This is a genomic window from Pseudomonas sp. SA233, from assembly GCF_054792385.1.
This window is the reverse complement of record NZ_CP096449.1, coordinates 2,857,919-2,881,058: the sequence shown is the minus strand read 5'-3', so window position 1 is coordinate 2,881,058 and position 23,140 is coordinate 2,857,919. Positions and strand designations below refer to the sequence as shown.

The following is a 23,140-nucleotide window of genomic DNA, read 5'->3' as shown; positions in this document are numbered from 1 at the left end:
CTTCACAGCTTGCAAGGAGCGCAATGATGTCCAGGTCACGCTTGAGTCTTCTGTCGCTGCTGTGCGGCATTCTACTGTGCCTGTCGACCCCGCAACCCGCCACGGCAGCCACGCTGTCGGACGCCGATACCTGTGTACAGCAGCAATTGGTGTTCAACCCGGCCAGCGGGGGATTCCTGCCGGTCAACAACTTCAATGCCACCAGCCAGGCGTTCATGAACTGCTTTGGCTGGCAGTTGTTCATTGCCTTGAACTGGCCGGTGAACCCCGGTTGGCCAGCCACCGCCAGCCTGGCGGGTGAACCCGACATGCAAAGCACGCTGGCGCAGTTCGGGGTCCCCTCCGCACCGGGTCAACCCATGAGCGTGGCCCCGGTATGGGCCAGCTACAAGGACGCCAACGACATCTTCCTGCCCGGCGCACCCACGCCCACCGGCTGGGGTGTGCAAACCCTGGTGCCGTCCGGGTGCAGCACCCAGGGTAGCCTCAAGGCGCTCAAGGTGGGCGCACGCAAGTTCATGAACGCCACCTCCGAAGGCGCGATCAATGCCTTGCACGGTTTCCACCTGTCGACCGGGACACTTGCGTCCATTCCCGACCCGGTCATGGAGGCGTCCGGCGGCTGGCTGACGGACCAGGCGGGCAAACTGGTATTTTTTGAGCGCAAGGTGGGCAAGGCCGAGTTCGACTACATCGTCGACAAGGGGCTCTACGACGCCGCCAACCAGTTGAAGGTCGCGCAAAACCTCGACGGCCAGACACCGGAGGGCCTGTCGCTGCCCATCGGCGAACCGATGCGCTCACTGCCGACCTCCCCAGTGCCACAGGAGCAACTGGGCGCGATCGAGCTCAAGGCCGCCTGGCGGGTGCTGACCGGCAAACCCGAGCTGTTCGGGCGCTACCTGACTACCGTCGCCTGGCTCAAACGCCCCGACACGCTGGAGTGCACCCAGGAGGTGGTGGGGCTGGTGGGCCTGCATATCATCAACAAGACCCAGGCTTCGCCCAACTTCATCTGGACCACCTTCGAGCAGGTGGACAACGTGCCCGAACCGGCCCAGGTCCCGCCGCAACAAACCCCGCCGAACGGGTTCGCCTTCAACAACCCTGACTGTGGCGACGGCCCCGAGTGCACACCGAACCAAGCCCGTATCCAGTGCAAGCAAACGCATCCCGACAAGGACTGCACCGATCTCTTCCCACGCGACCAGCCGGTACAGACCACCCGCGTACACCCCGTGCCCGGCGACCTGCAAGCCCTCAACAGCGCGGTACAAGCCAACTTCGCGCAGCACAGCCAAGGCAAGTCGGTGTTTCAGTACTACAAGCTGATCAACGTACTCTGGACCCTCGCCCCCAATCCGTCCAGCCCGGAACCGGGCGCCAACGCGCAAGTGCCGCTGTCGTACGGGCCGTTCATCAGCCAGGGCAACGTGCCGGTGGCCAACACCACCATGGAGACCTACGTGCAGGGTGATGACTGCAATCAGTGCCATCAGTACGCGACGATTGCCGGCAGCCCGTCATTGGCCTCGGATTTCTCTTTCCTGTTCAACAGTGCCGGCTCCGCCAGCAACAAAAGCCTGATCAAAAGCGTCAAAGCCTTCGAAACCCTCAAGGACCGCCCCTGAACCGTAAAAGGGGCGATCACCGATCGCCCCGAACAGGGATTCGCAGATGGCGCTGCCCTTCAGGCACCTTCCTGTTCACACACCAAAATCTCGTACCCCTGAAATTCATGCGTTTAGTCAGCTAGCCAAATATTCCTTGCATACCGCGCGAACGGGCCTCGGTCATAACAGTACACACAGATCTTCCTGTGTCTGACCCGAGGTAAGCGATCATGGCAAACAATCAAGACAAAGGTGGCAACCAGGGCAATGCTGACACCGGCATGGGCAACAATACTGCCGGAGCTGGCCAGCAAGGCGGCCAAGGTTCGGGGGGGCGGATGCCCGGTCAGCAGCAAGGTGGCAGCCAATCCGGCCAAAAACCTGAGGACAAGATGAACAAGGACTGGGAACGTTCCCGTGATACGGGCAGCCAGGGCGGCCAGGGTACAACCGACAAGCAGAACCAGAACCTGCAAGACAAGGACCGCATGGGTGGTCAGCAAAACCAGGCAGATGATCAGCAGCAGTGGGATAAAGAGCGCTGATAATCAGCAGCTGGCATCAGGGTGATTGCTGCCCTGATGCCACCTCCATGGTCCGGGAGGGGCATGATGAACAACGCCAGAGAACGGCACTCGACTGTCATTTGCCTGCAAGCAGGACGCATCCTTTTCGTGCGCAAGCAAGGCGCTGAATGGGCGTTGCCAGGCGGGAAGATTGACCCAGGCGAGCATCACCTGGATACAGCGCAGCGCGAGCTGATGGAGGAAACTTGCCTACCCTTCAATGGTGCTCGATTCCTCAACCATTACGTGCTCGCAGGTGAGGAGCACTACCTCTATCAGCTGCCTGTTGAAGCGGGAGCAAAGCCTGCTGCAGATCACGAGATAGTCGAGTGCCGCTGGTTCACTGCCCCCAGAGCTTCACGAAGTTCGGGTCAAGCCGTCCAACATCGAGTTGCTTGAACGAGAGCACCTGCTTCCTGTGTAGTGGATCAGAGCCAGAAAGCGCACACCCATCAGGCTGCGTGCGTTGTCATTCAACCGATATGACCCGCCGGGCATCTCTTCGCACGGCTTGAGGCGGGACACCAAAACCACGAATGAACACCTCCCGCATGTGCCGACGGTCCCTGAACCCGGTTTCCTTCGCCACCACATCCAGGCTGTGGCGACTCTGCTCGATCATCAGGCGGGCAGCCTCAAGACGCAGGCTTTCCACAGCCTTGGCAGGTGACTGACCTGTCTCGGCAGTGAATACGCGGGTAAATTGTCGGGGGCTCAAATGCACGGACTCGGCGAGCTCTTCGACACTCAATGGACGGCTCAAATGCTTGCGCGCGTAATCCAGGGCGTTTTGTATCCGATCAGACCTCGGCGAAAGCGCCAGCAACTCGGAATGCTGCGATTGCCCTCCGGAGCGGCGCTGATGCATCACCAGCTTGCGTGCCACTGACCTGGCCATCTCGGTTCCCAGGTCTTTTTCCACCATACCCAGCGCCATGTCCAGGGCGGCGGTCATCCCGGCGGACGTCCAGATCTGCCCGTCCACAATGAAGATTCGGTCTTCTTCCACTTCGATCTTCGGGTGCAGTTCCCGCAACTTTTTCGCATAGGCCCAATGTGTCGTGGCCCGCCGGTTGTCCAGCACGCCTGCCTGAGCCAATACGAAACAGCCGGTGCACAGACCGGCAGTGCGTCGAGCGCCATCGACAAAGCCTCTGACGCTGGCCAGCACTTCCTCGCCTGGCGGAGTCAGCGGCGTCAGGGTTCCCGTGATCATCCAGGTATCAGCCAGACCAGGAGCGCCCAACGGCAGCGTGTCCATGTACATGCCCAGGGAAGAACGCACCGTGCCGCCGCCGATGGAAAAATTCTGGATCTTGTAAACCGTTTCGCCCGCGACAATGTTCGCGAACTCGAACACGGCCTGCGTCGCCAGCGACATGATCTGGAAACCTTCGGTGATGAGATAGCCGACCCGGTGCATGGTTGGAGCTCCACATTGGATGTCCTGAAAACGTACCATATGTGTCGTTTAAGACAAAGGCGACCTTCTGCATCATGGGCTCCACATCCAACAACGGAGCATGACCATGAAGCAGCAATTCAAAGGCACTGCCCTCATCACTGGCGCCTCTACCGGCATCGGTTCGATCTACGCAGAACGCTTGGCGCGTCGGGGTTACGACCTGGTGCTGGTGGCCCGCAACCGGGAGCGCCTCAATACGTTGGCCAGCCGGCTGACTACGGAAACCCGGCAGAACGTGGAGGTGTTTCCGGCAGACCTGGCAAACACGGATGACCTGGCCAAGGTAGAACGCAAATTGCGCGAGGACGCCAGTATCAGCCTGCTGGTGAACAACGCAGGCATAGGCACCCACACCAGCCTGCTGGAAAGTGATGTCGAGCGCATGGCTGAAATGATCACCCTCAACGTCACCGCCCTCACCCGCCTCACCTACGCGGCCATCCCCGGATTTGTCGCCCGTGCGCAAGGCGCCGTGATCAACATCTCGTCCGTTGTCAGCCTGGCGCCGGAGCTGCTCAATGGTGTGTACGGTGGCAGCAAGGCGTATGTCACCGCCTTTACCCAGTCCCTGCACAAGGAGCTTGCGGACAAAGGCATAAGGATCCAGGCAGTGCTGCCAGGAGCCACCGCCACCGACTTCTGGCAGATCGGCGGCTTGCCGGTCGAAAACCTTGATCCGGGTATCGTGATGTCGGCCCAGGACCTGGTGGACGGTGCCCTGCAGGACTTTGACGACGAGGTACTGATCTCTATCCCCTCGATGCATGACCTGAAGTCCTTCGAACGCTACGAGGCCAGCCGGCAAGCCCTGTTCGGCCAGCTGTCCAGCAATCAGCTTGCCCCTCGCTACAACGCCAACTGAACAATGCAAGGAGACGGATCATGAAACTTAGCGCAAACACCATTTTCATTACCGGCGGTACCTCAGGCATCGGCCGCGCTCTGGCCGAGGCATTCCACCAACGTGGCAATAAAGTGATCGTTGCGGGGCGCCGTCAGGCACTGTTGGATGAAATCGCCCAGGCCAACCCGGGGATCGATACAGTGCGCCTGGACATCAATGATCCGCAGCAGATCAAGGAGGTGGCCCAGGATGTGATCCGCCGCCATCCTGCATTGAACGTGATCATCAACAATGCCGGCGTCATGCCGTTCGACAATCCGGCTTCCGGGGACCTCGACGACGAACAAGCAGTGAGCTTGCTGCAGACCAACCTGCTCGGCCCGGTGCGCGTCAGCGCAGCCTTCGTCGAGCACCTCAAGCGCCAACCGGATGCTTGCATCATCAACAACAGTTCGGTTCTGGCCTACCTGCCGCTGGCGGCCACCGCTTTGTATTCGGCGACCAAGGCCGCCATCCACTCCTACTCACTGTCGCAGCGGTTCAGCCTGCGTGACACCAGCGTCAAGGTACTGGAAATTGCGCCACCTTGGGTGGACACCGATCTGATTCACAAGAGCGGTGATGAGCGTGCCATGCCGCTGGATGATTTTATCCAGGAAACCTTGGTCAAGCTCGAATCCGCAACCACGGAAGTCCTGGTGGATCGTGTCGTCCCGCTGCGAGCCAACCAGGGCCTGAACGAACACGAACTGATTCACCAGTTCAACCTGGCGCTGGTTGAGAACCCGATCCCTGTTGCCTGAACCCAATTCCCGAATCCCGACAACGTTGCGCAGTCTGTTGGCAACGTTCCACCACAAGGCTGCCGATTGCTGCCGCCCGGTCCAAGGGAGCCCTTTCAACCCGGGCGGCAGCTAGCCGATTTTCAGCGAAACGCGGAAAGTGTTCCGGCAATAGCCCGGTTTTTCAGGGGGGCCGACACGATTAGCCTGTTACCACTGTTTACCTGAAAGGTCACATCCCAATGAAAGCAATCGTCTACGACACCCCCGGCCTCCCGATCCAGGATTCCCGATCGTTGTACGAGCACGAACTGCCCAAACCCACGCCCGGCGCCAGGGACCTGTTGGTGGAAGTCAAAGCTATCGCAGTAAACCCGGTCGATACCAAGGTCAGAGCCAGCCGCGGCGGCGCCCATCCCCAGGTGTTGGGATGGGATGCCGTGGGCGTCGTTCGCGAGGTCGGCGCCGAGGTGTCGTTGTTCCAGCCTGGCGACGAAGTGTTCTACGCCGGCGCGATCGACCGCCCGGGCACTTACAGCGAGTTTCACCTGGTCGACGAACGCATCGTCGGGCACAAGCCTCGTACTCTGGACAATGCCAGTGCCGCAGCCTTGCCGCTGACGTCCATCACCGCCTGGGAGCTGCTGTTCGACCGCCTGGGTGTTGAGGAAAATGGCGGCGCTGGCAAGAGCCTGCTGATCATCGGTGCCGGCGGCGGGGTTGGTTCGATCCTGGTACAGCTTGCACGCAAGCGTACCCAGCTCAAGGTGATCGGTACCGCGTCACGGCCTGAAACCCAGGCCTGGGTCAGCGAACTCGGGGCACATCACGTCATCGACCATTCGGCATCCTTTGCCCTGCAACTGGAGCAACTCCAGCTCAACCCAGTGGATTACGTGATCAGCCTGACTCACACCGATGCGTACCTCGCGCAGATCGTCGAAGTCTTGCGCCCACAGGGCAAGCTCGCGCTGATCGATGACCCTGAGCATCTTGATGTCGTGCCGTTCAAGCGCAAATCGCTGTCAGTGCACTGGGAGCTGATGTTCACACGCTCGCTGTACCAGACCGAGGACATGATCAAGCAGCACCATCTGCTGGAAAAAGTCTCGGCGCTGGTCGACGAAGGGGTCATCAAGACCACCGTTGGCGAGCACTTCGGCAGCATCAATGCCGGCAACCTCAAACGCGCCCATGCCCTGATCGAAAGCGGCAAGGCAAAAGGCAAGATTGTCCTGGAAGGCTTCTGAGCATTCAGCCAGTCAAGGTAACCAAGGCGGGGCCATGAGCCCCGTCAGCTTAGCCATCAGCAGCGATGAGCTGCTCGAATCGCTCTGCGAGAAATGCTCTGAGCACCTGCACAGCAGGTGTGAGCGAGGTTCGATGAGCGCACACCAGTTGCAACGGCGCAGGTTGGCCGTAATCCCAAGGAAACAACTCGACCAGCCGCCCAGCGCGTATGTCCGCCAGAACGTCCAGCCTGGATTTGTAAACGATCCCCAATCCTTCAACACCCCAGCGCCGAACGACATCGGCGTCATCGCTCAAGCGGTCGCCTGTAACCTGGACGGTCTTGATTCCATCGGGCAAATGGAAACTCCATCGCTCGTAAGTCTGCTCGCCCATTACATAGCGCAGGCAATTATGCCTGCCCAGGTCTTCCAGAGCGTCTGGCGCCCCATGTCGTGCCAAGTATCGAGGTGAGGCGCAGACCGTTCTGCGATTCCCTGGGGCGAGCATCAGTGAAACGAGGCTGGAATCTGCCAGTTGCCCATACCTGATACTCGCATCCAGTTGCTGGCCGACAAGGTCGGCCACCTGATCGCTGACCCGCAGTTGCAGCGTCACCTTGGGGTACAACCGCTGGAAATCGTCGAGCCAGGGCAGCAGCAGATTCCTGCCAATATCCGAAGGGATGGACAGGCGAAGTGTACCCGCGATCTCATCTCGCCCTTCGGTCAGCGCCACCTCACCGGCGTCCAGTGCGTCCAAGGCCTGACGGGCATGGGGCAGATATCGCTCGCCATCATCCGAGAGCCGCAAACGCCTCGTGGAGCGCACGAACAACCTGGCACCCAGGCTGCTTTCCAGTCGCTGGACAGCCCCGCTGGCCAAGGCCGGTGAAATATCCAACAACCTGGCCGCTGCCGAGAAGCTGCCGGCAAAGGCTGTTGTGACGAAGACCTGAAGATCATCAAACCGAACTGTTTTCTTCACTGTGGCGAATTCTTGACCTGGCGCGTGGGCCAAAGCGTAGCGACATTGCGCAGCCATTCCCAGCCTGGGCCTACAACATTCGTGATGAGCCGCCAGCCCTCTGCGCAGGCAGAGGGGCCGGCGACGCACATCCAGCGGGATCAGGAATTGAAGCCCAACCCTGAGGAAAGGTCGGAGTTTCCGGGCTTGCGCTCTGCCTGTGTAGACGCTTTACCACCCACCTGATCGAACGACTCTTCGACCGACGCCTTCACCTCGCGGCCCTTGGCCTTGAGTGTGTCGGTCAAACGATCACTGCTGGCGCCCATCAGCTGGTCTTCCTTGCGGGTAGTGGGTAATGCGGCCCCCAATGCCGCACCCAGCGCTATGCCCAAAGCGGCCAATACCAGAGGTTGCTCCTGAAGCAGGTGATCGAACTGGCCCTTCAGTGCCGTGGCCTGATCTGCGGCCTTGTGTGCCGAATGGCGCAGGGTATCCGCGGAAGCCCCCACGGAGTCGCGGGCGCCGCTGCCAAAGTCGCTGGCCCTATCGCGCATGTCATGGGCTTTCATGCGCACCTTCTGGCTGGCGTCGTGCACTGCCTCCCCCGCCTGCGCGAAAGCGCCCTTCACCGTGTCCACCGCGTCGCCGAGCTTTTCGCCCAACCCAGGCCCATGGTGCGCAGGCCCGGGGTTGAAGGGGCGGTTCTGGTTCAGGCCCAGCCAGGCCAGGCCCAATACCGTCAGGGTTGCGGGTACGGGGTTGTTCTTGAGGGAGGTGCCAAGGTTCTCGAAGAACTCGCCGCCATTGCCCTTGGCATAGGCCAGGACCCGGTCGACCATCTGGCCCGGGCTCAGGCGCTGTTCGAGGGCGTCCACCAGATCGCTGATGTGCTCGCGCTTGGCGTTGATTTCCTGCTCGAGCAAGTCAGGGTCTTTGTGCGCTTCATGTTCGAAGGAAGTGGTCATGGCAGTTTCCTCTTCAGCGTGTCCTTGTCCTGCTGCATGGCATGCAAGGTACGGTCAGGGGCCAGATGCGTGGGTTCGAACCGTTTCTTGCCCGACTGCAACATGATGAACCCGATTACCAAGGTGACCGCGCCCACGATCAGGGCTGCCAGCCAGGGTTCGAGCACCATCGCCAAGGCGTAGACTGCCGCCAGCAACAGGATGACGAAGCCCGCCAGCATCACGATCGCGCCCGCTGCCACCGCAGCCGTGCCGGCCTTGAGGGTGGCGAGGTTCTGCTGCAGCTCTGCCTTGGCCAGCGCCAGCTCCTTGGTGAACAGGTCCGGTACTTCCCGCATCAGCTGGCGCAACAAACCGCCAACACCGACGGCGTCGTCTTCCGCCGTGTGCAAGCTCGGGGTGGTATGCAAGGGTTCTTTGTTCATCACTCACCTCCTTTGAGTGGATCGCGTTCGAACGGGCTGCCACTGACCGGTCTGCCTGCACCAGGGCCGACTGGGTCGACTGGGGTGAAAGGTTCACGGGTGGATACGTCGCTACCACGATCAGGCACTGGCTGCTCGGGGCGGGACTGTTGCCAATCACCGGACGACGCAGGGGTGGTGGACTCATGGCTGGTGCTGGCTCGCATGAAACGCGATACGGCAAACCCGATAGCGACGCTACCGGCCAGGAATAGCGCCGGATTGCTCCTGGCCAACTGAGCACCACGCTGCAGCAGGCTTTCGGCACTTTCATGGCGTACCTGCTCGGCAAACTCACCCACACACTCTGCTGCCTGGTTCAGGTACTGAGACAGCCCGAGACTGTCCTTGCCTTGCAGTGCAGCTGCCGCCGAACGCGCACCTTCCTCGAGCGAATCAAGCTGATCGGCTGCGTTATCGCGGTAATGTTCGAACTGCTCGCTGCCTTTGTGCCTGGCCTCGCCAAGCAGCGCACCGGCGTCATCGATAAAGGCATGCTCCTGGGTGCTACCGGGTGGAGATGTCGAACTTTGATTGGTCTTGTCCATCGTTTCGCCCTCGAAGCTGAATGTTGGGTGATTTCCACTTTTATTGGGGCATTCATTCGAGGGACGCAGGTAAGGCGGCAGGAGTTCAGCGTTTGTGATCTATGACATTTGTCCGGAGGACCAAAGAAAATAGCGCAATCAATCTTGGTTGCTGGTACCGGAGCAGAGGCTTTGCATGTGGCGGTAATCAGCGTCGACAACGATCGCAGCACCGCCTTGTAACGGGGTGCGGCTGTGCTGCTCACGTCAGCTGGATGAAGACCGCGTAGATACCGAGAATCATCCAGAAGAACAGGAATATCCAAGGCGTACGCAGCGAAAACAACAACGACTTGCGGTGCCCGGCCTCTGAAATTTCCGCCTCACTGAACAATGGCGATTCGTCATACGCCAGCCCCATCAACGGCTCGCTGCGCAGCAGGTGGCTCTGTTTCACTTGCCAATGCTCGATGATCTTGTAGGCCGCGCGAATACCCGGCCAGGCATTGAGTGAACTCAATACGCCCAGCAAGGCAAGAAACGGCGGAACCACCAGCGTGAACATCTCTCCCCAGCTCTGGTTGAGGTTACCCATCGACGATACGAAGGCGATCACCAGAAACGACTGCGCGGCAAGATAGGCGTCTGTGCGGTTGGCGAGGATGCTAGTCTCGTACTGGATTTCACAGCGGTAGAAATCCAGGCGCTCTTTCGGCGAACCGAACATGCGGGCGTTCTGCTCACTGATTTCGTGTTCAGGGGTGGCGGGAGTGATGATTCGCGGCACGTGCTGGCTCCTGAAAGAAAGTGAGGATGATCGTGTCTCGAAACTTGAGAAGCGAACCCATGAGCGCAAGCCTGCCTGAAGATTTCAGGCAGGGCTTGCGCACAACAAGCTTCAGGTATTGCCGGTACCGCTATTGGAGAACTTCTTTACATCAATGGTCGGTGCGACGAACTCCGGCCCGTCGCCCGATACCCGCCAGCGCACATTGTTGATGCCGTAGCGCTCAGCTATCGGCCGGCTGACCTTCTTGATCTTGTGCTGGCCGAACCGTGGAATGATACCCACGCCGGCATCGCAACTTGCCCAGTGCCAGGCTTCGGCGTTGTCCATACGCTCGAGCCGGATGATGAAGGTGCGAAATTCCCCATGAAGCTCGTACTCGATCACATACAACTGCTGTCCAGCCATTGCACTCTCCTTCACCAATTCAGACTAATGGAGCGAGCAACGAGTAAAAAGATTCATTAATTTTGACTGGTTGGTCATCGCTCTTTTCCATCGCCATGCTTCCATCACTTCCTCAGCGCAAATGCCGCTCCAGAGCCAGTGCATTGGCTATCGCAGCACCGGAGGCGGTGTTGTCGAAAATGCACCAGGTGGGCACTCCGGCGGCAAGGCTGTACCGCAAGTGTTCAGCCAGACGCTGCAGATATTCGTCGGGATACTCGCTGTGGTAGATCCTCGGTTCACCATGCAGGCGCCAGTAGACCAGCCCCGGCCAACCTCCCGGTTGCGCATCGGTAACGAAGCGCGACGGGCTCGCGGCAACCTGGGCGATACGCAAATCGACCAGCATCGGCTGCGCCGATTGCCAGCTTGCGTGCCTGGGCTCCAGCGCTACCGGCCCGTCATACCGTTGCCGCAGGCTTTCGAAGAAACGTCGCGCATGCTGGGGGTCATGGCCAAGCGATGGCGGCAGTTGTACCAGCAGGCAACCCAGGCGGTCGCCCAACTGCCCGCATTGAGCAAGAAACCTGTCCAGCGCCTCCTCGCACCCGCAGAGCCGCTGCTCATGGCTGATGGCCTTGGGCACCTTCACCGCAAAGCGGAAATGCTCTGGTACGGACGCAGCCCAACGGGCGTAGGTTTCGGGGCGATGGGGTCGGTAGAAGGAGCTGTTGATTTCCACCGCATTGAAGCGGCTGGCGTAGCGTTGCAGGCGGCTGCCGGGCTGCGCAAATGCCTCGACGTAACGGCTCGACAGGCTCCAGCCAGCGCAACCCAGATGAATCATTCAACTACCTGCTGGTTCGCCACGCAACGCCTCGCCCTCACCCGCGACGCGCCGGGCATACCCAACACCCCACAGCAGCGCCCGCCTCATGGTTTCCCCTGCGCGCTGGTCGTAGATCCGTTCGTATAGCACCGAACCGTCGGTGCTATAGACACCAATGAACAACTGCGTGGCGCCTGTGCGTGACAAGCGCGTCTGCACTTCCAGGCAAGTGCCGGTGCCCAGCGTTTCCTCATGGATTTGATGGTGCAGGATCGGGTCGCACCACTTTCTATAGGTTTCACCTCTTCTTTTCATCTGCCAGCCCTCACCTTTTCATGGCTGCTGATAATGCCCCGGCGATGTGCCTGGCTCATGGTCGTGCTCCAGACGCTGCACCTGCACGTCAGTGAAAGATGACGCTTCGTTGCGGTGCATGCCTTGCAGGTAATCGCGCGCCGCTTCGCGGCTCAGATCCTCCTGGTCGCTGCGCAACTCGCAGGTGCCGGGTTGGTTGTCGAGGATGTAGCTGATCAGGTACAGGTACTTGGCCATCGCTGTAACTCCTGCTGGCTGAGTGAAATCGGGCGACTCAGCTCGATTGATCCTGGCTTGAGTGCAGCCGTTCAGCAGGGGCGACGACCGGCTCAGGCACTCAGCGCCAGGCCGTCATCAGGGCGCCACGCGTGCCGTTGACCGGGTCTTGTGCGGGGTCGGGCACGGAAGCGATTCGCGCTAGCGCCTGCTGGTGCGCTGCGCTTTCTGGCCGCTGGATATCGTAGTTTTCCTGCCCCTTGGGATAGGCGCCGACCACCAGAAAATCATCGCTGCTCTCGACGCAGCGATGGCCAGTTCCTGCCGGCAGTACCAGTACGTCGCCGCACTTCACGCTTATTGTCTGCCCCGCTTCGCCGCCCAGCGTCACCCGCGCCCGGCCGCATGCGACGCCCAGAACTTCATGAGCATTGGGGTGAAAGTGATGGTAATCGAAGATCCCACCGCGCCACAGCGGCACCCACTGGTGGGCGGTGAACAGCGCCTCGAAGGCACTGGCGCAGTCTTGCGACGGGTTGAGTTGCAAACGGTACAGCAATACCGGGAAACGGCTGTTCGGTGTTGCACCGTCGTCCTTGAAATACAAGGTCTGCACGGTTGCACCCGCAGTGTCTGTCGCATTCATGTCGAGCGTCCTGATCCTGTTGTCCGTTCACTTGCGAACCCGATGGCTCATGCAAGGTTCCAGTCGGTAGACCAGTGCGCACACGCTTGAAACTTTCCCGATCCGAGCCAAGTCCAGACCCCTATCGGTCACAGGACGGGAGAAGGCAATGACCAGCACGGTAGGCGACTTTCTGGTGGAACGCTTGTATCAATGGGGGGTGCGGCGCATCTTCGGCTACCCCGGCGACGGCATCAACGGAGTATTCGGGGCGTTGAGCCGGGCCGAGGGCAAGATCCAGTTCATCCAGGCACGCCACGAGGAAATGGCGGCCTTCATGGCCAGCGCCCATGCCAAGTTCACCGGCGAATTGGGCGTGTGCATTGCCACCTCCGGCCCCGGCGCTTCACATCTGCTCACCGGCCTGTATGACGCGCGCATGGATCACCAGCCAGTGCTGGCCATCGTCGGTCAGCAGGCGCGAGCAGCGCTTGGCGGGCATTACCAGCAGGAGCTGGACCTGCTGTCGATGTTCAAGGACGTCGCAGGTGCCTTCGTCCAGCAGGCTTCGACCCCGGAACAGGTGCGCCACTTGCTCGATCGCGCTGTACGTACCGCCGTCGGCGAACGCCGGGTCACCGCCATCATCCTGCCCAACGACCTGCAGGACCTGCCCTACCACGAACCACCGAAAGCCCATGGCACGGTGCATTCCGGCATCGGCTACAGCAGGCCCAGGGTGGTGCCTTTCGAGCAGGACCTGCAACGTGCCGCCGAGGTACTCAACGCCGGACGAAAAGTGGCGATCCTGGTCGGTGCCGGTGCACTGCAAGCCACCGAACAGGTGATCGCGGTAGCTGAAACGCTTGGTGCAGGCGTGGCCAAGGCGCTGCTGGGCAAGGCCGTAGTGCCAGACGACCGGCCATGGGTCACCGGCGCCATCGGTCTGCTAGGTACCGAACCGAGTTATCGGTTGATGAACGAATGCGACACCTTGCTGATGATCGGCTCTGGTTTCCCCTACGCCGAGTTCCTGCCTGAGGAAGGCCGGGCCCGTGGCGTGCAGATCGATTTGCAGCCAGACATGCTCAGCCTGCGCTACCCCATGGAGGTCAACCTGGTCGGCGACGCCAGCGAAACGCTGCGGGCACTGCTGCCATTGCTCGAACACAAGACCGAGCGCCGTTGGCTCAACAAGGTCGAAGGCTGGCGCGCAGACTGGGACAAGACCCTGCAGAAACGCGCCTTGCTCAAGGCTGACCCGATCAACCCCCAGCGCGTGGTGCACGAACTCTCCCCTCGCCTGCCCGACCACGCCATCGTCACCAGCGACTCCGGGTCCTGCGCCAACTGGTTTGCCCGCGACCTGCAGATACGCCAGGGCATGCAGTGCTCGTTGTCCGGCGGCCTGGCCAGCATGGGCGCGGCGGTACCCTATGCCATCGCCGCCAAGTTCGCCCATCCGCGGCGCAGCGTGGTGGCATTGGTGGGTGACGGGGCGATGCAGATGAACAATCTGGCCGAGCTGATCACCGTCGCCAAGTACTGGCGCCAGTGGGAAAACCCGCAGTGGATCTGCGCGGTGTTCAACAACGAAGACCTCAACCAGGTGACCTGGGAACAACGGGTAATGGAGGGCGACCCCAAGTTCGAGGCCTCACAGGCGATTCCTGATGTTCCCTACCACCTGTTCGCCATCTCCATCGGCTTGCAAGGCATCTATGTGGAACGCGAAGAAGACATTGCTGGCGCCTGGGAGCGAGCCCTGGCGGCTGACCGACCGGTGTTGATCGAGTTCAAGACCGATCCGGACGTTCCTCCCTTGCCGCCGCACATCAAGCTTGAACAGGCAAAGAAGTTCGCCAGCAGCCTGATCAAGGGCGACCCGGACCAGGCTGGGGTCATCGTGCAGACGGCCAGGCAAGTTCTCGGTTCGGTATTGCCGGGCAAGAAATGATAGGTGGGCGGCACTGGCAGCAACCAGCCCCGCCGGCACCCGGCCAACTACACTCAGTCGACACACGTCTGCGCAGAGACAGCAATCATGCCTACGCAAACCGCAATCGTGTTCGCTGGCGGCGGCAGTCTGGGTGCAGTCCAGGTGGGGATGCTGCGGGCCCTGGTCGAAGCCGAAGTCCAGTTCGACATGGTGGTTGGCGCCTCGGTAGGCGCCATCAACGGTGCCTACTTTGCAGCGAGGCCCAACGCTCAGGGTGTCGAGACTCTCGCCGAATTCTGGCGAGGCCTGAGCAGAACCGACATCTTTCCCTTGTCCTGGCTCGATACCTGCCGAGGCCTGCTCAAACGTCGTGGTTTCCTGCTGCAACCAGCGGCCTTGCATCGATTGCTTGGCAAGGCGCTGCCGATCCATCGCATCGAGGATGCGAAACTGCCCCTGCATATCGTCACCACCGACCTGCTAAGTGGTGCCGAGACAGTGCTGTCCAATGGCGAGCTCGAGCAGGCGCTACTGGCCAGCGCCGCGATACCGCTGGTGTTCCCTTGCGTGCAGATCGGCGGCCAGTTCCTGGTGGATGGCGGTGTGGCAAGCAACACGCCTATTTCGACTGCCGTAGCGCTGGGCGCCAGCAATGTCGTGGTAATCCCCACCGGGCTCAGCTGCGCCTTGACTCAACCGCCCCGCGGCCTTGTCGCCTTGGCCTTGCACACTGTCAACCTGATGAGCATGCGCCAGCTTGTGAGTGACATCGAACACTTCCGCACCCTCACCAGCCTGCATATCGTTCCGCCCTTGTGCCCGGTCGATGTCTCGGTATTCAACTTCGACCAGACCGAGTCGTTGCTGGGGCGGGCCTATGAGCAGACGCTTCGGTGGCTGGACCACGGCGGGCTCGAACGGACCAAGGTGCCGGGTGCCCTGACCGTTCACTCGCATGCCCATGAGCATTGAATGATGTGGACAGTTCGGGGCCTTATGCATCTGCCCGGCGAAACACCAATACCCTTGAAACCGTGGTTTGGCATACGGCATCGTCCTGATTCAGCGTGATGCTCTCAAGGACAGCGAAGCCCCGGTCAGGCTTCGACTTCGACGCGGCAAGCTCCCTTATGGTTGTGGTCACTCGCAACAGGTCACCTGGTCGCACGGCCCTTGGCCAGCTGATTTCGCTGCCGGCGCCGATGAGCCCTCCAGCCACTGGAACACTCTCTACCAACAACCGCATCGTGACTGCGCAGGTATGCCAGCCGCTAGCAGCCAGCCCAGCAAAAAAGGTTTCTTGGGCAGCATCGGGGTCCGTATGGAATGGCTGGGGGTCGAACTCCGAGGCGAAACTCAGGATCCGCTCCTGGGTCATTTCATACGAGCCGCTCATGAAGGACTCACCTACTTGCAAGTCCTCGAAAAAGAGCCTTTCAGGTGCAAAAGCCATGAGTTACCTCCGGGGTATGCAGGCAGCGGCGGCAAAGCGAACGTCTGGAACTGGCGCCAGTTTAGCCCTTCCCTACCTGCCTCCAAAAGCCACGCTCACGCTAGCGCTGCTCCCGTACGAACTCGATGAAGGCCCTCAACGCCGCAGGCACCTGGCGGCGGCTCGGGTAGTACAGATACAGCCCCGGGTAGTAGTGACACCAGTCCTCCAGCACCTGCTGCAGATGGCCACGCTCCAGGTGCTCCTTGGCCATGTCTTCGAACACATAGGCCAGGCCGAGCCCTTGCAAGGCAGGCGCCAGCATCAGGCTGACGTCACCCAATACCAAGGGCCCCTGGACATCGACCTCCAGTTGCACACCCCCGCGCTCGAACTCCCATCGATAAAGTGCGCCACCAGGGAAGCGGTGCCCGATGCAAGGTAGTTGCTTCAAGTCTTGCGGGTGCTGTGGAACAGGATATCGATCAAAAAACGCGGGCGCCGCTACCACCACCGAACGAAGGTAAGGGCCGATGGGCAGCGAAACCATGTCCGCCTGGAGTCGCTCCCCCAGGCGCACGCCAGCGTCAAAGCCGGTGCCCACCATGTCCACCAGCGCATCGTCACTGACGATTTCCAGGCGTATATCCGGATACGCCAACAGAAAGCGATTGGCCAGTGGCAGTAGCGCGAGCTCTACTGCGGCGCGCCCGGCAGTGATACGCAGGTTGCCTGACGGTTTGTCGCGGAAGTTGTTGAGGTCCTCCAGCGCGTCGGCGATGTCCCGAAAGGCCGGTTGCAGCCTCTGGTAAAGACGCTCCCCGGCCTCGGTAAGCGCCACACTGCGCGTGGTGCGGTTGAACAGGCGAACATCAAGACGGGTTTCCAGAGCCCGCAGCGCATGGCTCAGGGCCGAGGGCGTAAGGCCCAGCTCGACTGCCGCGCGGCTGAAGTTCAGGTGGCGGGCAATGCACAGGAACAGGGACAGGTCGGCGGTGCTGGTTGGCTTCATTACTGAAAGCTACTCAAAGGCCTATGTAATATTCATGGGATTATCACAGCAATCCGCAGATTTTAAAGTTCGCTCAACTCATCGAGAAGGCCCGCATGGTGCAGGGTCGGATACAGGAGGAGTTGACATGCGTACCTGGCTCATTACTGGCGCTTCCCGTGGTTTCGGCACCCTGATCGCCCAACAGGCCCTGGCAGCGGGTGACGCCGTCATCGCAACGGCGCGTAACCCGGAAGACATCGAGGCTCGCCTTGGCCGGCACCCGAACCTGTTGGCCGTGCGCCTGGATGTGACCCGCGAAGAGGACGCCCATGCGGCGGTCGCTGCTGGCATCAAGCATTTCGGGCAAATCGACGTGCTGGTCAACAATGCCGGTTTTGGCGTGCTCGGCGCGGTAGAAGAAACCAGCGCCAGCGAAACCGAACGGCTGTTCGCCACCAACGTTTTCGGGCTGCTCAACGTAACCCGCGCCGTACTGCCCCACATGCGTCGCCAACGCAGCGGCCACGTGATCAACATCTCGTCGCTCGGCGGCTACCAGGCCTACATGGGCTGGGGGGTGTACGGTTCGACCAAGTTCGCGGTCGAAGGCATCAGCGAAGCGATGCATCAGGAGCTGGCCCCCTTGGGTATCAAGGTGACCGTGGTCGAGCCGGGCTTCTTCCGTACCGACTTCCTGGATGACCAATCGCTGGTGAAGACAGCCCTGGAGCTGCCTGACTACGCAGCCACCGTCGGCGTCATGCGCCACCACGCCGAGGCGGCCAACCATGCCCAGCCCGGCAACCCTGCGAAGCTGGCCGAAGCCCTGCTGGCCCTGGCCAATGCAACAAACCCACCACTGCGCCTGGCGCTGGGCAGCGATGCCGTCGCGCGCATCGAGGCCAAGAACAGCGCGGTAGAGCAAGAGCTGGCCCAGTGGCGGGACCTGTCGCTCTCTACCGACTTTGCCGCATTGTCGAAGGAAGCGGTCGACCTGGCGCCCACCAAATGACGAGCGATCGTAGCGCAGGCATCTTCCGAGTGATTGAAAGCGGGACTACCACGCTGAACGTGCTAGGCAATGCAATCGCACCACTGGTGATTGCCCGTTGGGAGGGGGTTCAGTTGAAGCCATCCCGGCGTGAGGCGCCCATCGGAGGTTGATGGGCCTATTTAGTACCCGTTCTCATAGAACAACACATGAATCATTGATTTAGCAGGGCCCTGTGGGAGCGGGTTCACCCGCGAACACCGGCGAAGCCGGTGCCATGCACCGCATTGGATTCTTCGCGGGTAAACCCGCTCCCACAGCGGTACGCGAAACACCCGCATGCTCAGTTTTCAGCGAGACAGCGCATGCCTTCAGTGCTCACGAACTAACGCAGCAAGGCCAACATGCTCGCAGCATCGCTGCACTCGAACTTGCCGGGTGCTTCGACCGCAATGTGCCTGACCACCAAGTCGTCGACCAACATGGCATAGCGTTGCGAACGCCGACCCATGCCGCGTGCCGATAGGTCCTGGATCAGGCCCAGCGCCTCGCTGAATTCACCATTGCCATCGCCAATCATCCTGACCTCCTCGCCCACCTGCAGGCTCGCGCCCCAGGCATTCATGACGAATGCATCATTGACCGAAACACAGAGAATTTCGGCAACCCCGGCAGCGAACAGGTCCTGGGCCGCGGCCACGTAGCCCGGTACATGCCGCTGCGAACAGGTAGGCGTGAAGGCACCAGGCAAGCCGAAGATCACCACTTTTTTCTGCTTGCAGCGCTCGTGCAAGGAAAACGCGTTCGGGCCGATTGCACAGCCGCCCTCGCCGTTGCTGTACTGGTAAAGCGTTACGTCGGGCAGTGTATCGCCGGTCTTGATCATCGTTTTCTCCGTGGGGCGGTAAATGGCCTGGCATGATGCAGCATCCACCAAGGTGCGTACATACAGCGGTCTGGCCTGGAAAGCTGGATGTCAGCTACCACGACGCGCCTCAAGCCACTGGAACAACCCCATGCCAACCAGCATCGCAGCGACGAACAGCCAGGCCTGCCAGTACCCTGCAGGCAGCAGCACCAGGGCCGGCCCCGGGCAGATGCCCGCAAGCCCCCAGCCAATGCCGAATACCAGGCTGCCGCCGATAAGGCGGCGGTCCACATCACGTCGGCCAGGCAATTGCATCGCCCCACCCAGCAGGGCCGTTGGATGACCGCTCGCCCAGCGCATCGGTATCCATGCTGCGGCAATCGCCCCGATCATCACTAGCGCCAGCGAAGGGTCCCATTGCCCTGCGATGTCGAGAAAGCCGAGCACCTTGGCAGGGTCGGCCATGCCTGCCAGCAACAACCCCACGCCGAACAGCAGCCCGGCGATGAAACCACTGAACACTGGCATGTCAGGCCCCTTGTACGAGATGGCGGACCACATACACCGTGGCAAAACCGGTAGCCATGAAGCACAGCGTTGCCACCGCCGAACGGGGTGACAGGCGCGACAGGCCACAGACGCCGTGGCCGCTGGTACAACCGCTGCCGTAGCGCGTCCCCAGCCCTACCAGAAGGCCCGCCGCGATGAGTGTCCAGGATGCCGTGGTGAAACGGGCTGACGGCAGCGTGGCAAATATCCCCCAAAGCAACGGGGCTGCCAGCAGCCCCAAAAGAAAGGCAAGCTTTTCTCTGCGCCCTTCCCCGCCTCGCTGCAGCATCGAACCGAGCAAACCACTGATTCCTGCAATACGGCCATTCACCACCGCGAACAGCCCAGCCCCCAGCCCGATCAACACACCACCGGCCAGCGCGGACCATGGTGTAAAGGCCAGCCAATCAATTGCCATCGTATTTCTCCCGGAACAGGAACAAGAGCACAATTAACGGTTCAGTAAGAAACTTGAAAAATACCACGACTCTATGCCGACAACTTCAATGAGATTAGCCAGCCTATTCAAAGTACATGAAGCTGCACTTGTTTGATGTAGGTCAAATTCGCGACCAGATGGCTGCCTAGACTGCAATCATCCAGGCACACCAAGGCCTCGAGGCACGTCGTATATATCCATAAAAGTGGAGTTCGCCATGCAAACGCAATTGAAGTTGGTTCTTGCTGTTGTTCTGGCCGGTAGTGCACTCATGGCGCATGCCGAAGCCAAGAATCAGGCTGGCGACGCCTCCACCAGCGCCCCAGCCGCCAGTACAACTTCCGAGTCGCCCATGCACAAGGCGATGAGCGAGCAAATGCACAAGATGCAGGTTGCTCATGACAAAGCCGCAGCCGCGAAGACCCCTGCCGAGCGCCAGGCCGCCATGCGCGAGGGCATGAAGACAATGAAGGAGAGCATGGCCATGCTGCACCAGCAACATGCTGCGGGCTGCATGGGTTCGGGCATGGGAATGTCGGGAGCCAAGGGTGGCATGGGTATGGGCGACGGAATGATGGACATGATGATGAAGATGATGGATCAGCAGTCGTCGATGATGGATATGCCCATGAAGCAGTAACCAGTACTCGCTGATGTTTCAGCACTGATCGCACTGCGGTCGATGGCGTGGTCGAAGCACGCCATCGATCTCGGCTACTATCTGCCGCGTTGCATCCACGATGGCGCCTTCATTACGGCACAATACCCAGCCGTGTTCCGCAACCGCGCGCTCGAACGCCTCGGTACAGGCAACCTGCTCGTCCAGGCTATGGATCACCGTACTGCCCAGCCCGCGCGTCCGAGCCGCGGCTCTAGCCCATGAAGTATCGGGGGCCGTGACGACCCCGACATGCAAATCGGGCACCTGTACATTTCGCTCGAGGTTCAGGCGCAGGATTTCGTCGAACGCCACGCTGCGGCGAAATGCGGCATCTGAAGGGTACCAGCGATCGATCAGGATGATGCTGCCCGCTGGCTGCCTGGGCAGCACGTGTCGGGAAATCCAGGCACGGCTTTCGGCGAAGCGCTCGCATACCCTCAACTCCAGGTCCCGGGACGGGTTTCTGACCAGTTGATTGACAAGGGCCATGGTTTCCCCCCGGTAGGGGTCGCTTTTTTTCTCGCAAAGCCGGATCACTTTCTTGTTGTCAGCCCGCAAGGCCTTGGTAACCGCCTCCAGAAGCGTGGTCTTGCCGGTGCCCTTGGGCCCATCGATGGAAACAAACAGCGGGCGGGTCATTTTTAATTACCAGTCGAATTTGAACATGCAGCGAAGGCCTGGGTGCCAGCCACGGTCTTTGTGGGAGCGGGCATGCCCGCGAAGCAGGCGACGCGGTGGATGGCACCGGCTATGCCGGTGTTCGCGGGTAAACCCGCTCCCACAGAATCCCTGCCAAGGCAACAAGTCATGTGCACTCCCATGTGAGGGGGCATGCAGTTGGCCGGAATCAACCCAGCTGGGCCTGAAGAAACAGCGAAAAAAGCTCCGACTGCGATTTGATACCCAACTTGCTGTACATATGCTTGCGGTGCACTTTCACTGTCTCCACGGAGATTTCAAGCTTGCGCGCAATTTCTTTGCTGGAACACCCGCTCAGCATCAGCCGCCCCACCTCCAGCTCACGCCCGGTCAGCGGCGACTCCATCTGCTCGACCCTGTCCTCCATGCGGCTTTGCCAGTGCGGCGCAGGCTTGGTGGCCTCTTCCAGCAACTCCCGCTCGAACGTCATCCGCTGGCGCATCAGCGCAGTGACCCACGGCCGCAACAGTTCAAGCAGGGTGACCTGTTCGATGCTGAACCGGCGCTTGCTACCCAACGACAGGCACAGCGTGCGCTGCGCATCCAGCTGCACGTTGAACTGAATTTCATCGGCAACCACGTTAAGTCGGAAATAGCGCTGGTAGTAGTCCGTCTGCTCGAAACACTCAGGGGCCACATCCGACAGGCGCACCAGGCCAGTTCCCCCGGATTCTCGGCTGGCCACGTAGAAAGGGTCCAGCAGGTACAAGCCCTTCAGGTAGTCCTGGAACAGCGGGTCAGGGTTGCCGTCTGCACTGGGGCACTCGGCGAACACCTGCGGGCGCCCTGCGGAAAACAGCAGCGCAACCCAGCTGTCGCAGGCAACGTACTCGTTCAGCAACCGCACCAAGGCTGTCCAGAAGTGGTCCTTGTCGAGGGTGTCGATCAATTGGCCTACCGATCGGTGCCAGGCGATGTCGTGCAGCGTAAAATTCATCCTCTACCCCTGTTGGGTTACCACGTGGGCGTAATACCCCCCGCCATGATGACCACCCCATAATCCGGGCTAGCTTACGCTGAGCGAACCTGTACAGGGATCGTTTTTTACACCTCATGCCGCCAGGGCATGGCGGTCGAAGCTGTTAGTCGAGGATTGGAAATGAAGGTAGAGCTTGTCCAACTGGCCGGTCGCGATGGCGATACCGCGTACAACCTGCAGCGCACCATCGAGGCGATCGGCAACTGCGGCGCCGATACCGATCTGCTGGTCTTCCCGGAAACCCAGCTGATGGGCTTTCCAACCGAAGAAAACATCGGCCGCATCGCCGAGCCACTGGATGGCCCGAGCATCACGGCAGTCCAACAGGCCGCACAAGCGCAGAATGTTGCCGTGGTCGTCGGGATGGCCGAAGCCGCAGACGACGGTCGTTTCTACAACACCACCGTGCTGGTCACGCCTGAAGGCGTAGCGCTCACCTATCGCAAAACCCACCTTTGGGCATCGGACTGCGGGGTTTTCACCCCAGGCGACCGTTTTGCGACAGCCCTGTTCAAAGGCATCCGTGTCGGCCTGCTGATCTGCTTTGACATCGAGTTCCCGGAAACCGCCCGTGCCCTGGGGCAGCTGGGCGCAGAACTGATCATCATCACCAACGGCAACATGGACCCGTACGGGCCCACCCACAGAACCGCCATCACCGCACGCGCCATGGAAAACCAGGCCTTTGCGGTCATGGTCAACCGCGTAGGCGACGGTGATGGCGGCCTGGTCTTCGCCGGTGGCAGTGCCGTCGTCGACCCGTACGGCCAGTTGCTGTGCGAAGCCGGCCGTGGCGAGTGCCGGATGACCGTCGAGCTGGCCATGGAGCAACTGCAGCAGTCACGGCGCGATTACACCTACATCGCCCAGCGCCGCATCCAGCTGCCGGGTGAACAGGTCGAGCACGCCAACGGTCTTCGCGAACTGATCATCCCCTCCTGAAAATTCCACCCTTCCAGGCTCTATTACTGGAATGCAAGGCCGCCAGGGACGGCAGCGTGTTCG

29 protein-coding genes and 1 pseudogene are annotated in these 23,140 nt (G+C 60.7%); 12 read left to right on the top strand and 18 right to left on the bottom strand.

The genetic code is table 11. From position 1 onward, the window contains the following. Positions 1-26: 26 nt before the first annotated feature. From M1D87_RS13465 to M1D87_RS13455, 3 genes are all read left to right on the top strand, one after another. On the top strand, positions 27-1,631 hold the full coding sequence (locus M1D87_RS13465; RefSeq protein ID WP_123084132.1) for a hypothetical protein: 1,605 nt from the start codon (positions 27-29) through the stop codon (positions 1,629-1,631). 212 nt (positions 1,632-1,843) lie between these two features. Continuing rightward, positions 1,844-2,158 carry a hypothetical protein gene (locus M1D87_RS13460; protein WP_061551487.1) on the top strand — a complete coding sequence of 105 codons (315 nt, stop codon included), beginning with the start codon at positions 1,844-1,846 and terminating at the stop codon, positions 2,156-2,158. 63 nt (positions 2,159-2,221) lie between these two features. After that, positions 2,222-2,578 (top strand): NUDIX domain-containing protein, encoded by a 357-nt coding sequence (locus tag M1D87_RS13455; protein WP_311133376.1) that lies wholly within the window; start codon positions 2,222-2,224, stop codon positions 2,576-2,578. A gap of 70 nt (positions 2,579-2,648) precedes the next feature. Here the strand turns inward: M1D87_RS13455 and M1D87_RS13450 are convergent, their stop codons facing one another. Continuing rightward, on the bottom strand, positions 2,649-3,602 hold the full coding sequence (locus M1D87_RS13450; RefSeq protein WP_123084133.1) for a GlxA family transcriptional regulator: 954 nt from the start codon (positions 3,600-3,602) through the stop codon (positions 2,649-2,651). 106 nt (positions 3,603-3,708) lie between these two features. Between M1D87_RS13450 and M1D87_RS13445 the strand changes: the two genes are divergently transcribed. From M1D87_RS13445 to M1D87_RS13435, 3 genes are all read left to right on the top strand, one after another. Beyond that, positions 3,709-4,506, top strand: coding sequence for an SDR family NAD(P)-dependent oxidoreductase (locus M1D87_RS13445; RefSeq protein WP_015270283.1), 798 nt, complete (start codon positions 3,709-3,711; stop codon positions 4,504-4,506). Positions 4,507-4,526: 20 nt separating this feature from the next. Then, positions 4,527-5,291, top strand: coding sequence for an SDR family oxidoreductase (locus M1D87_RS13440; RefSeq protein ID WP_015270282.1), 765 nt, complete (start codon positions 4,527-4,529; stop codon positions 5,289-5,291). 221 nt (positions 5,292-5,512) lie between these two features. Next, positions 5,513-6,520, top strand: a complete 1,008-nt coding sequence (locus M1D87_RS13435) for a zinc-binding alcohol dehydrogenase family protein (protein ID WP_123084134.1) — start codon at positions 5,513-5,515, stop codon at positions 6,518-6,520. Positions 6,521-6,569: 49 nt separating this feature from the next. Here M1D87_RS13435 and M1D87_RS13430 read toward each other — a convergent pair whose 3' ends face one another. The 10 genes from M1D87_RS13430 to M1D87_RS13385 all read right to left on the bottom strand — a co-directional run bounded on the left by M1D87_RS13430 (position 6,570) and on the right by M1D87_RS13385 (position 12,605). Next, a complete protein-coding gene (locus M1D87_RS13430) occupies positions 6,570-7,544 on the bottom strand; it encodes a LysR family transcriptional regulator (protein ID WP_123084135.1) in 975 nt (324 codons plus the stop codon). Positions 7,545-7,627: 83 nt separating this feature from the next. Next, on the bottom strand, positions 7,628-8,434 hold the full coding sequence (locus M1D87_RS13425) for a DUF3618 domain-containing protein (protein ID WP_123084136.1): 807 nt from the start codon (positions 8,432-8,434) through the stop codon (positions 7,628-7,630). Next, positions 8,431-8,859: a phage holin family protein gene (locus M1D87_RS13420; RefSeq protein WP_003258743.1), complete on the bottom strand. Its 429-nt coding sequence runs from the start codon at positions 8,857-8,859 to the stop codon at positions 8,431-8,433. The genes M1D87_RS13425 and M1D87_RS13420 overlap by 4 nt, the downstream gene beginning before the upstream one ends. Next, positions 8,859-9,446, bottom strand: a complete 588-nt coding sequence (locus M1D87_RS13415; protein WP_123084137.1) for a hypothetical protein — start codon at positions 9,444-9,446, stop codon at positions 8,859-8,861. Before M1D87_RS13415 ends, M1D87_RS13420 begins: the two co-directional genes overlap by 1 nt. Positions 9,447-9,687: 241 nt before the next feature. After that, a complete protein-coding gene (locus M1D87_RS13410) occupies positions 9,688-10,212 on the bottom strand; it encodes a hypothetical protein (protein ID WP_123084138.1) in 525 nt (174 codons plus the stop codon). Between the two features lie 111 nt (positions 10,213-10,323). After that, the gene (locus M1D87_RS13405; protein ID WP_123084139.1) at positions 10,324-10,620 is read right to left on the bottom strand and encodes a DUF6555 family protein; all 297 of its coding nucleotides are present in this window, start codon (positions 10,618-10,620) and stop codon (positions 10,324-10,326) included. A gap of 112 nt (positions 10,621-10,732) precedes the next feature. Continuing rightward, the gene (locus M1D87_RS13400) at positions 10,733-11,446 is read right to left on the bottom strand and encodes a DUF72 domain-containing protein (protein ID WP_123084140.1); all 714 of its coding nucleotides are present in this window, start codon (positions 11,444-11,446) and stop codon (positions 10,733-10,735) included. Continuing rightward, positions 11,447-11,743, bottom strand: coding sequence for a hypothetical protein (locus M1D87_RS13395; protein ID WP_061302330.1), 297 nt, complete (start codon positions 11,741-11,743; stop codon positions 11,447-11,449). Positions 11,744-11,761: 18 nt separating this feature from the next. Then, entirely contained in the window at positions 11,762-11,980 is a 219-nt protein-coding gene (locus M1D87_RS13390; protein ID WP_003258752.1) for a hypothetical protein, read from the bottom strand. A 100-nt stretch (positions 11,981-12,080) separates the two neighbouring features. Next, entirely contained in the window at positions 12,081-12,605 is a 525-nt protein-coding gene (locus M1D87_RS13385; RefSeq protein ID WP_061302331.1) for a cupin domain-containing protein, read from the bottom strand. Positions 12,606-12,753: 148 nt separating this feature from the next. Between M1D87_RS13385 and M1D87_RS13380 the strand changes: the two genes are divergently transcribed. Both M1D87_RS13380 and M1D87_RS13375 read left to right on the top strand, forming a co-directional pair. After that, positions 12,754-14,541, top strand: a complete 1,788-nt coding sequence (locus M1D87_RS13380) for a thiamine pyrophosphate-requiring protein (protein WP_123084141.1) — start codon at positions 12,754-12,756, stop codon at positions 14,539-14,541. Positions 14,542-14,628: 87 nt separating this feature from the next. Beyond that, positions 14,629-15,495 (top strand): patatin-like phospholipase family protein, encoded by an 867-nt coding sequence (locus M1D87_RS13375; protein ID WP_123084177.1) that lies wholly within the window; start codon positions 14,629-14,631, stop codon positions 15,493-15,495. A 22-nt stretch (positions 15,496-15,517) separates the two neighbouring features. On the opposite strand, the gene M1D87_RS13370 is transcribed toward M1D87_RS13375, so the two are convergent. Continuing rightward, positions 15,518-15,976, bottom strand: coding sequence for a MaoC family dehydratase (locus M1D87_RS13370; RefSeq protein ID WP_123084142.1), 459 nt, complete (start codon positions 15,974-15,976; stop codon positions 15,518-15,520). 100 nt (positions 15,977-16,076) lie between these two features. Continuing rightward, positions 16,077-16,967, bottom strand: coding sequence for a LysR family transcriptional regulator (locus M1D87_RS13365; RefSeq protein ID WP_013972578.1), 891 nt, complete (start codon positions 16,965-16,967; stop codon positions 16,077-16,079). A gap of 127 nt (positions 16,968-17,094) precedes the next feature. Here M1D87_RS13365 and M1D87_RS13360 point away from each other — a divergent pair, with 127 nt between their 5' ends. Continuing rightward, positions 17,095-17,961, top strand: coding sequence for an oxidoreductase (locus tag M1D87_RS13360; protein ID WP_123084143.1), 867 nt, complete (start codon positions 17,095-17,097; stop codon positions 17,959-17,961). A gap of 14 nt (positions 17,962-17,975) precedes the next feature. Then, positions 17,976-18,113, top strand: a pseudogene (locus M1D87_RS13355) (cation:dicarboxylate symporter family transporter); the annotation flags it as partial. Between the two features lie 212 nt (positions 18,114-18,325). Here M1D87_RS13355 and M1D87_RS13350 read toward each other — a convergent pair. The 3 genes from M1D87_RS13350 to M1D87_RS13340 form a co-directional block, all read right to left on the bottom strand. Then, the gene (locus M1D87_RS13350; RefSeq protein WP_123084144.1) at positions 18,326-18,826 is read right to left on the bottom strand and encodes a peroxiredoxin; all 501 of its coding nucleotides are present in this window, start codon (positions 18,824-18,826) and stop codon (positions 18,326-18,328) included. Positions 18,827-18,916: 90 nt separating this feature from the next. Continuing rightward, the gene (locus M1D87_RS13345; RefSeq protein WP_024087109.1) at positions 18,917-19,336 is read right to left on the bottom strand and encodes a DUF6691 family protein; all 420 of its coding nucleotides are present in this window, start codon (positions 19,334-19,336) and stop codon (positions 18,917-18,919) included. A gap of 1 nt (position 19,337) precedes the next feature. Next, complete coding sequence (locus tag M1D87_RS13340; protein WP_003258763.1) at positions 19,338-19,775, bottom strand: YeeE/YedE family protein; 438 nt, start codon at positions 19,773-19,775, stop codon at positions 19,338-19,340. Positions 19,776-20,013: 238 nt separating this feature from the next. Between M1D87_RS13340 and M1D87_RS13335 the strand changes: the two genes are divergently transcribed. Further along, positions 20,014-20,436, top strand: a complete 423-nt coding sequence (locus tag M1D87_RS13335; RefSeq protein WP_183596550.1) for a hypothetical protein — start codon at positions 20,014-20,016, stop codon at positions 20,434-20,436. Between the two features lie 18 nt (positions 20,437-20,454). Here M1D87_RS13335 and M1D87_RS13330 read toward each other — a convergent pair whose 3' ends face one another. Further along, positions 20,455-21,096, bottom strand: coding sequence for a dTMP kinase (locus tag M1D87_RS13330; protein WP_322491198.1), 642 nt, complete (start codon positions 21,094-21,096; stop codon positions 20,455-20,457). 208 nt (positions 21,097-21,304) lie between these two features. Continuing rightward, positions 21,305-22,093 carry a helix-turn-helix transcriptional regulator gene (locus M1D87_RS13325; RefSeq protein ID WP_123084147.1) on the bottom strand — a complete coding sequence of 263 codons (789 nt, stop codon included), beginning with the start codon at positions 22,091-22,093 and terminating at the stop codon, positions 21,305-21,307. Positions 22,094-22,255: 162 nt separating this feature from the next. On the opposite strand from M1D87_RS13325, the gene M1D87_RS13320 reads away from it, so the two are divergent. Continuing rightward, positions 22,256-23,077 (top strand): carbon-nitrogen hydrolase family protein, encoded by an 822-nt coding sequence (locus tag M1D87_RS13320; protein WP_123084148.1) that lies wholly within the window; start codon positions 22,256-22,258, stop codon positions 23,075-23,077. Positions 23,078-23,140 lie beyond the last annotated feature (63 nt).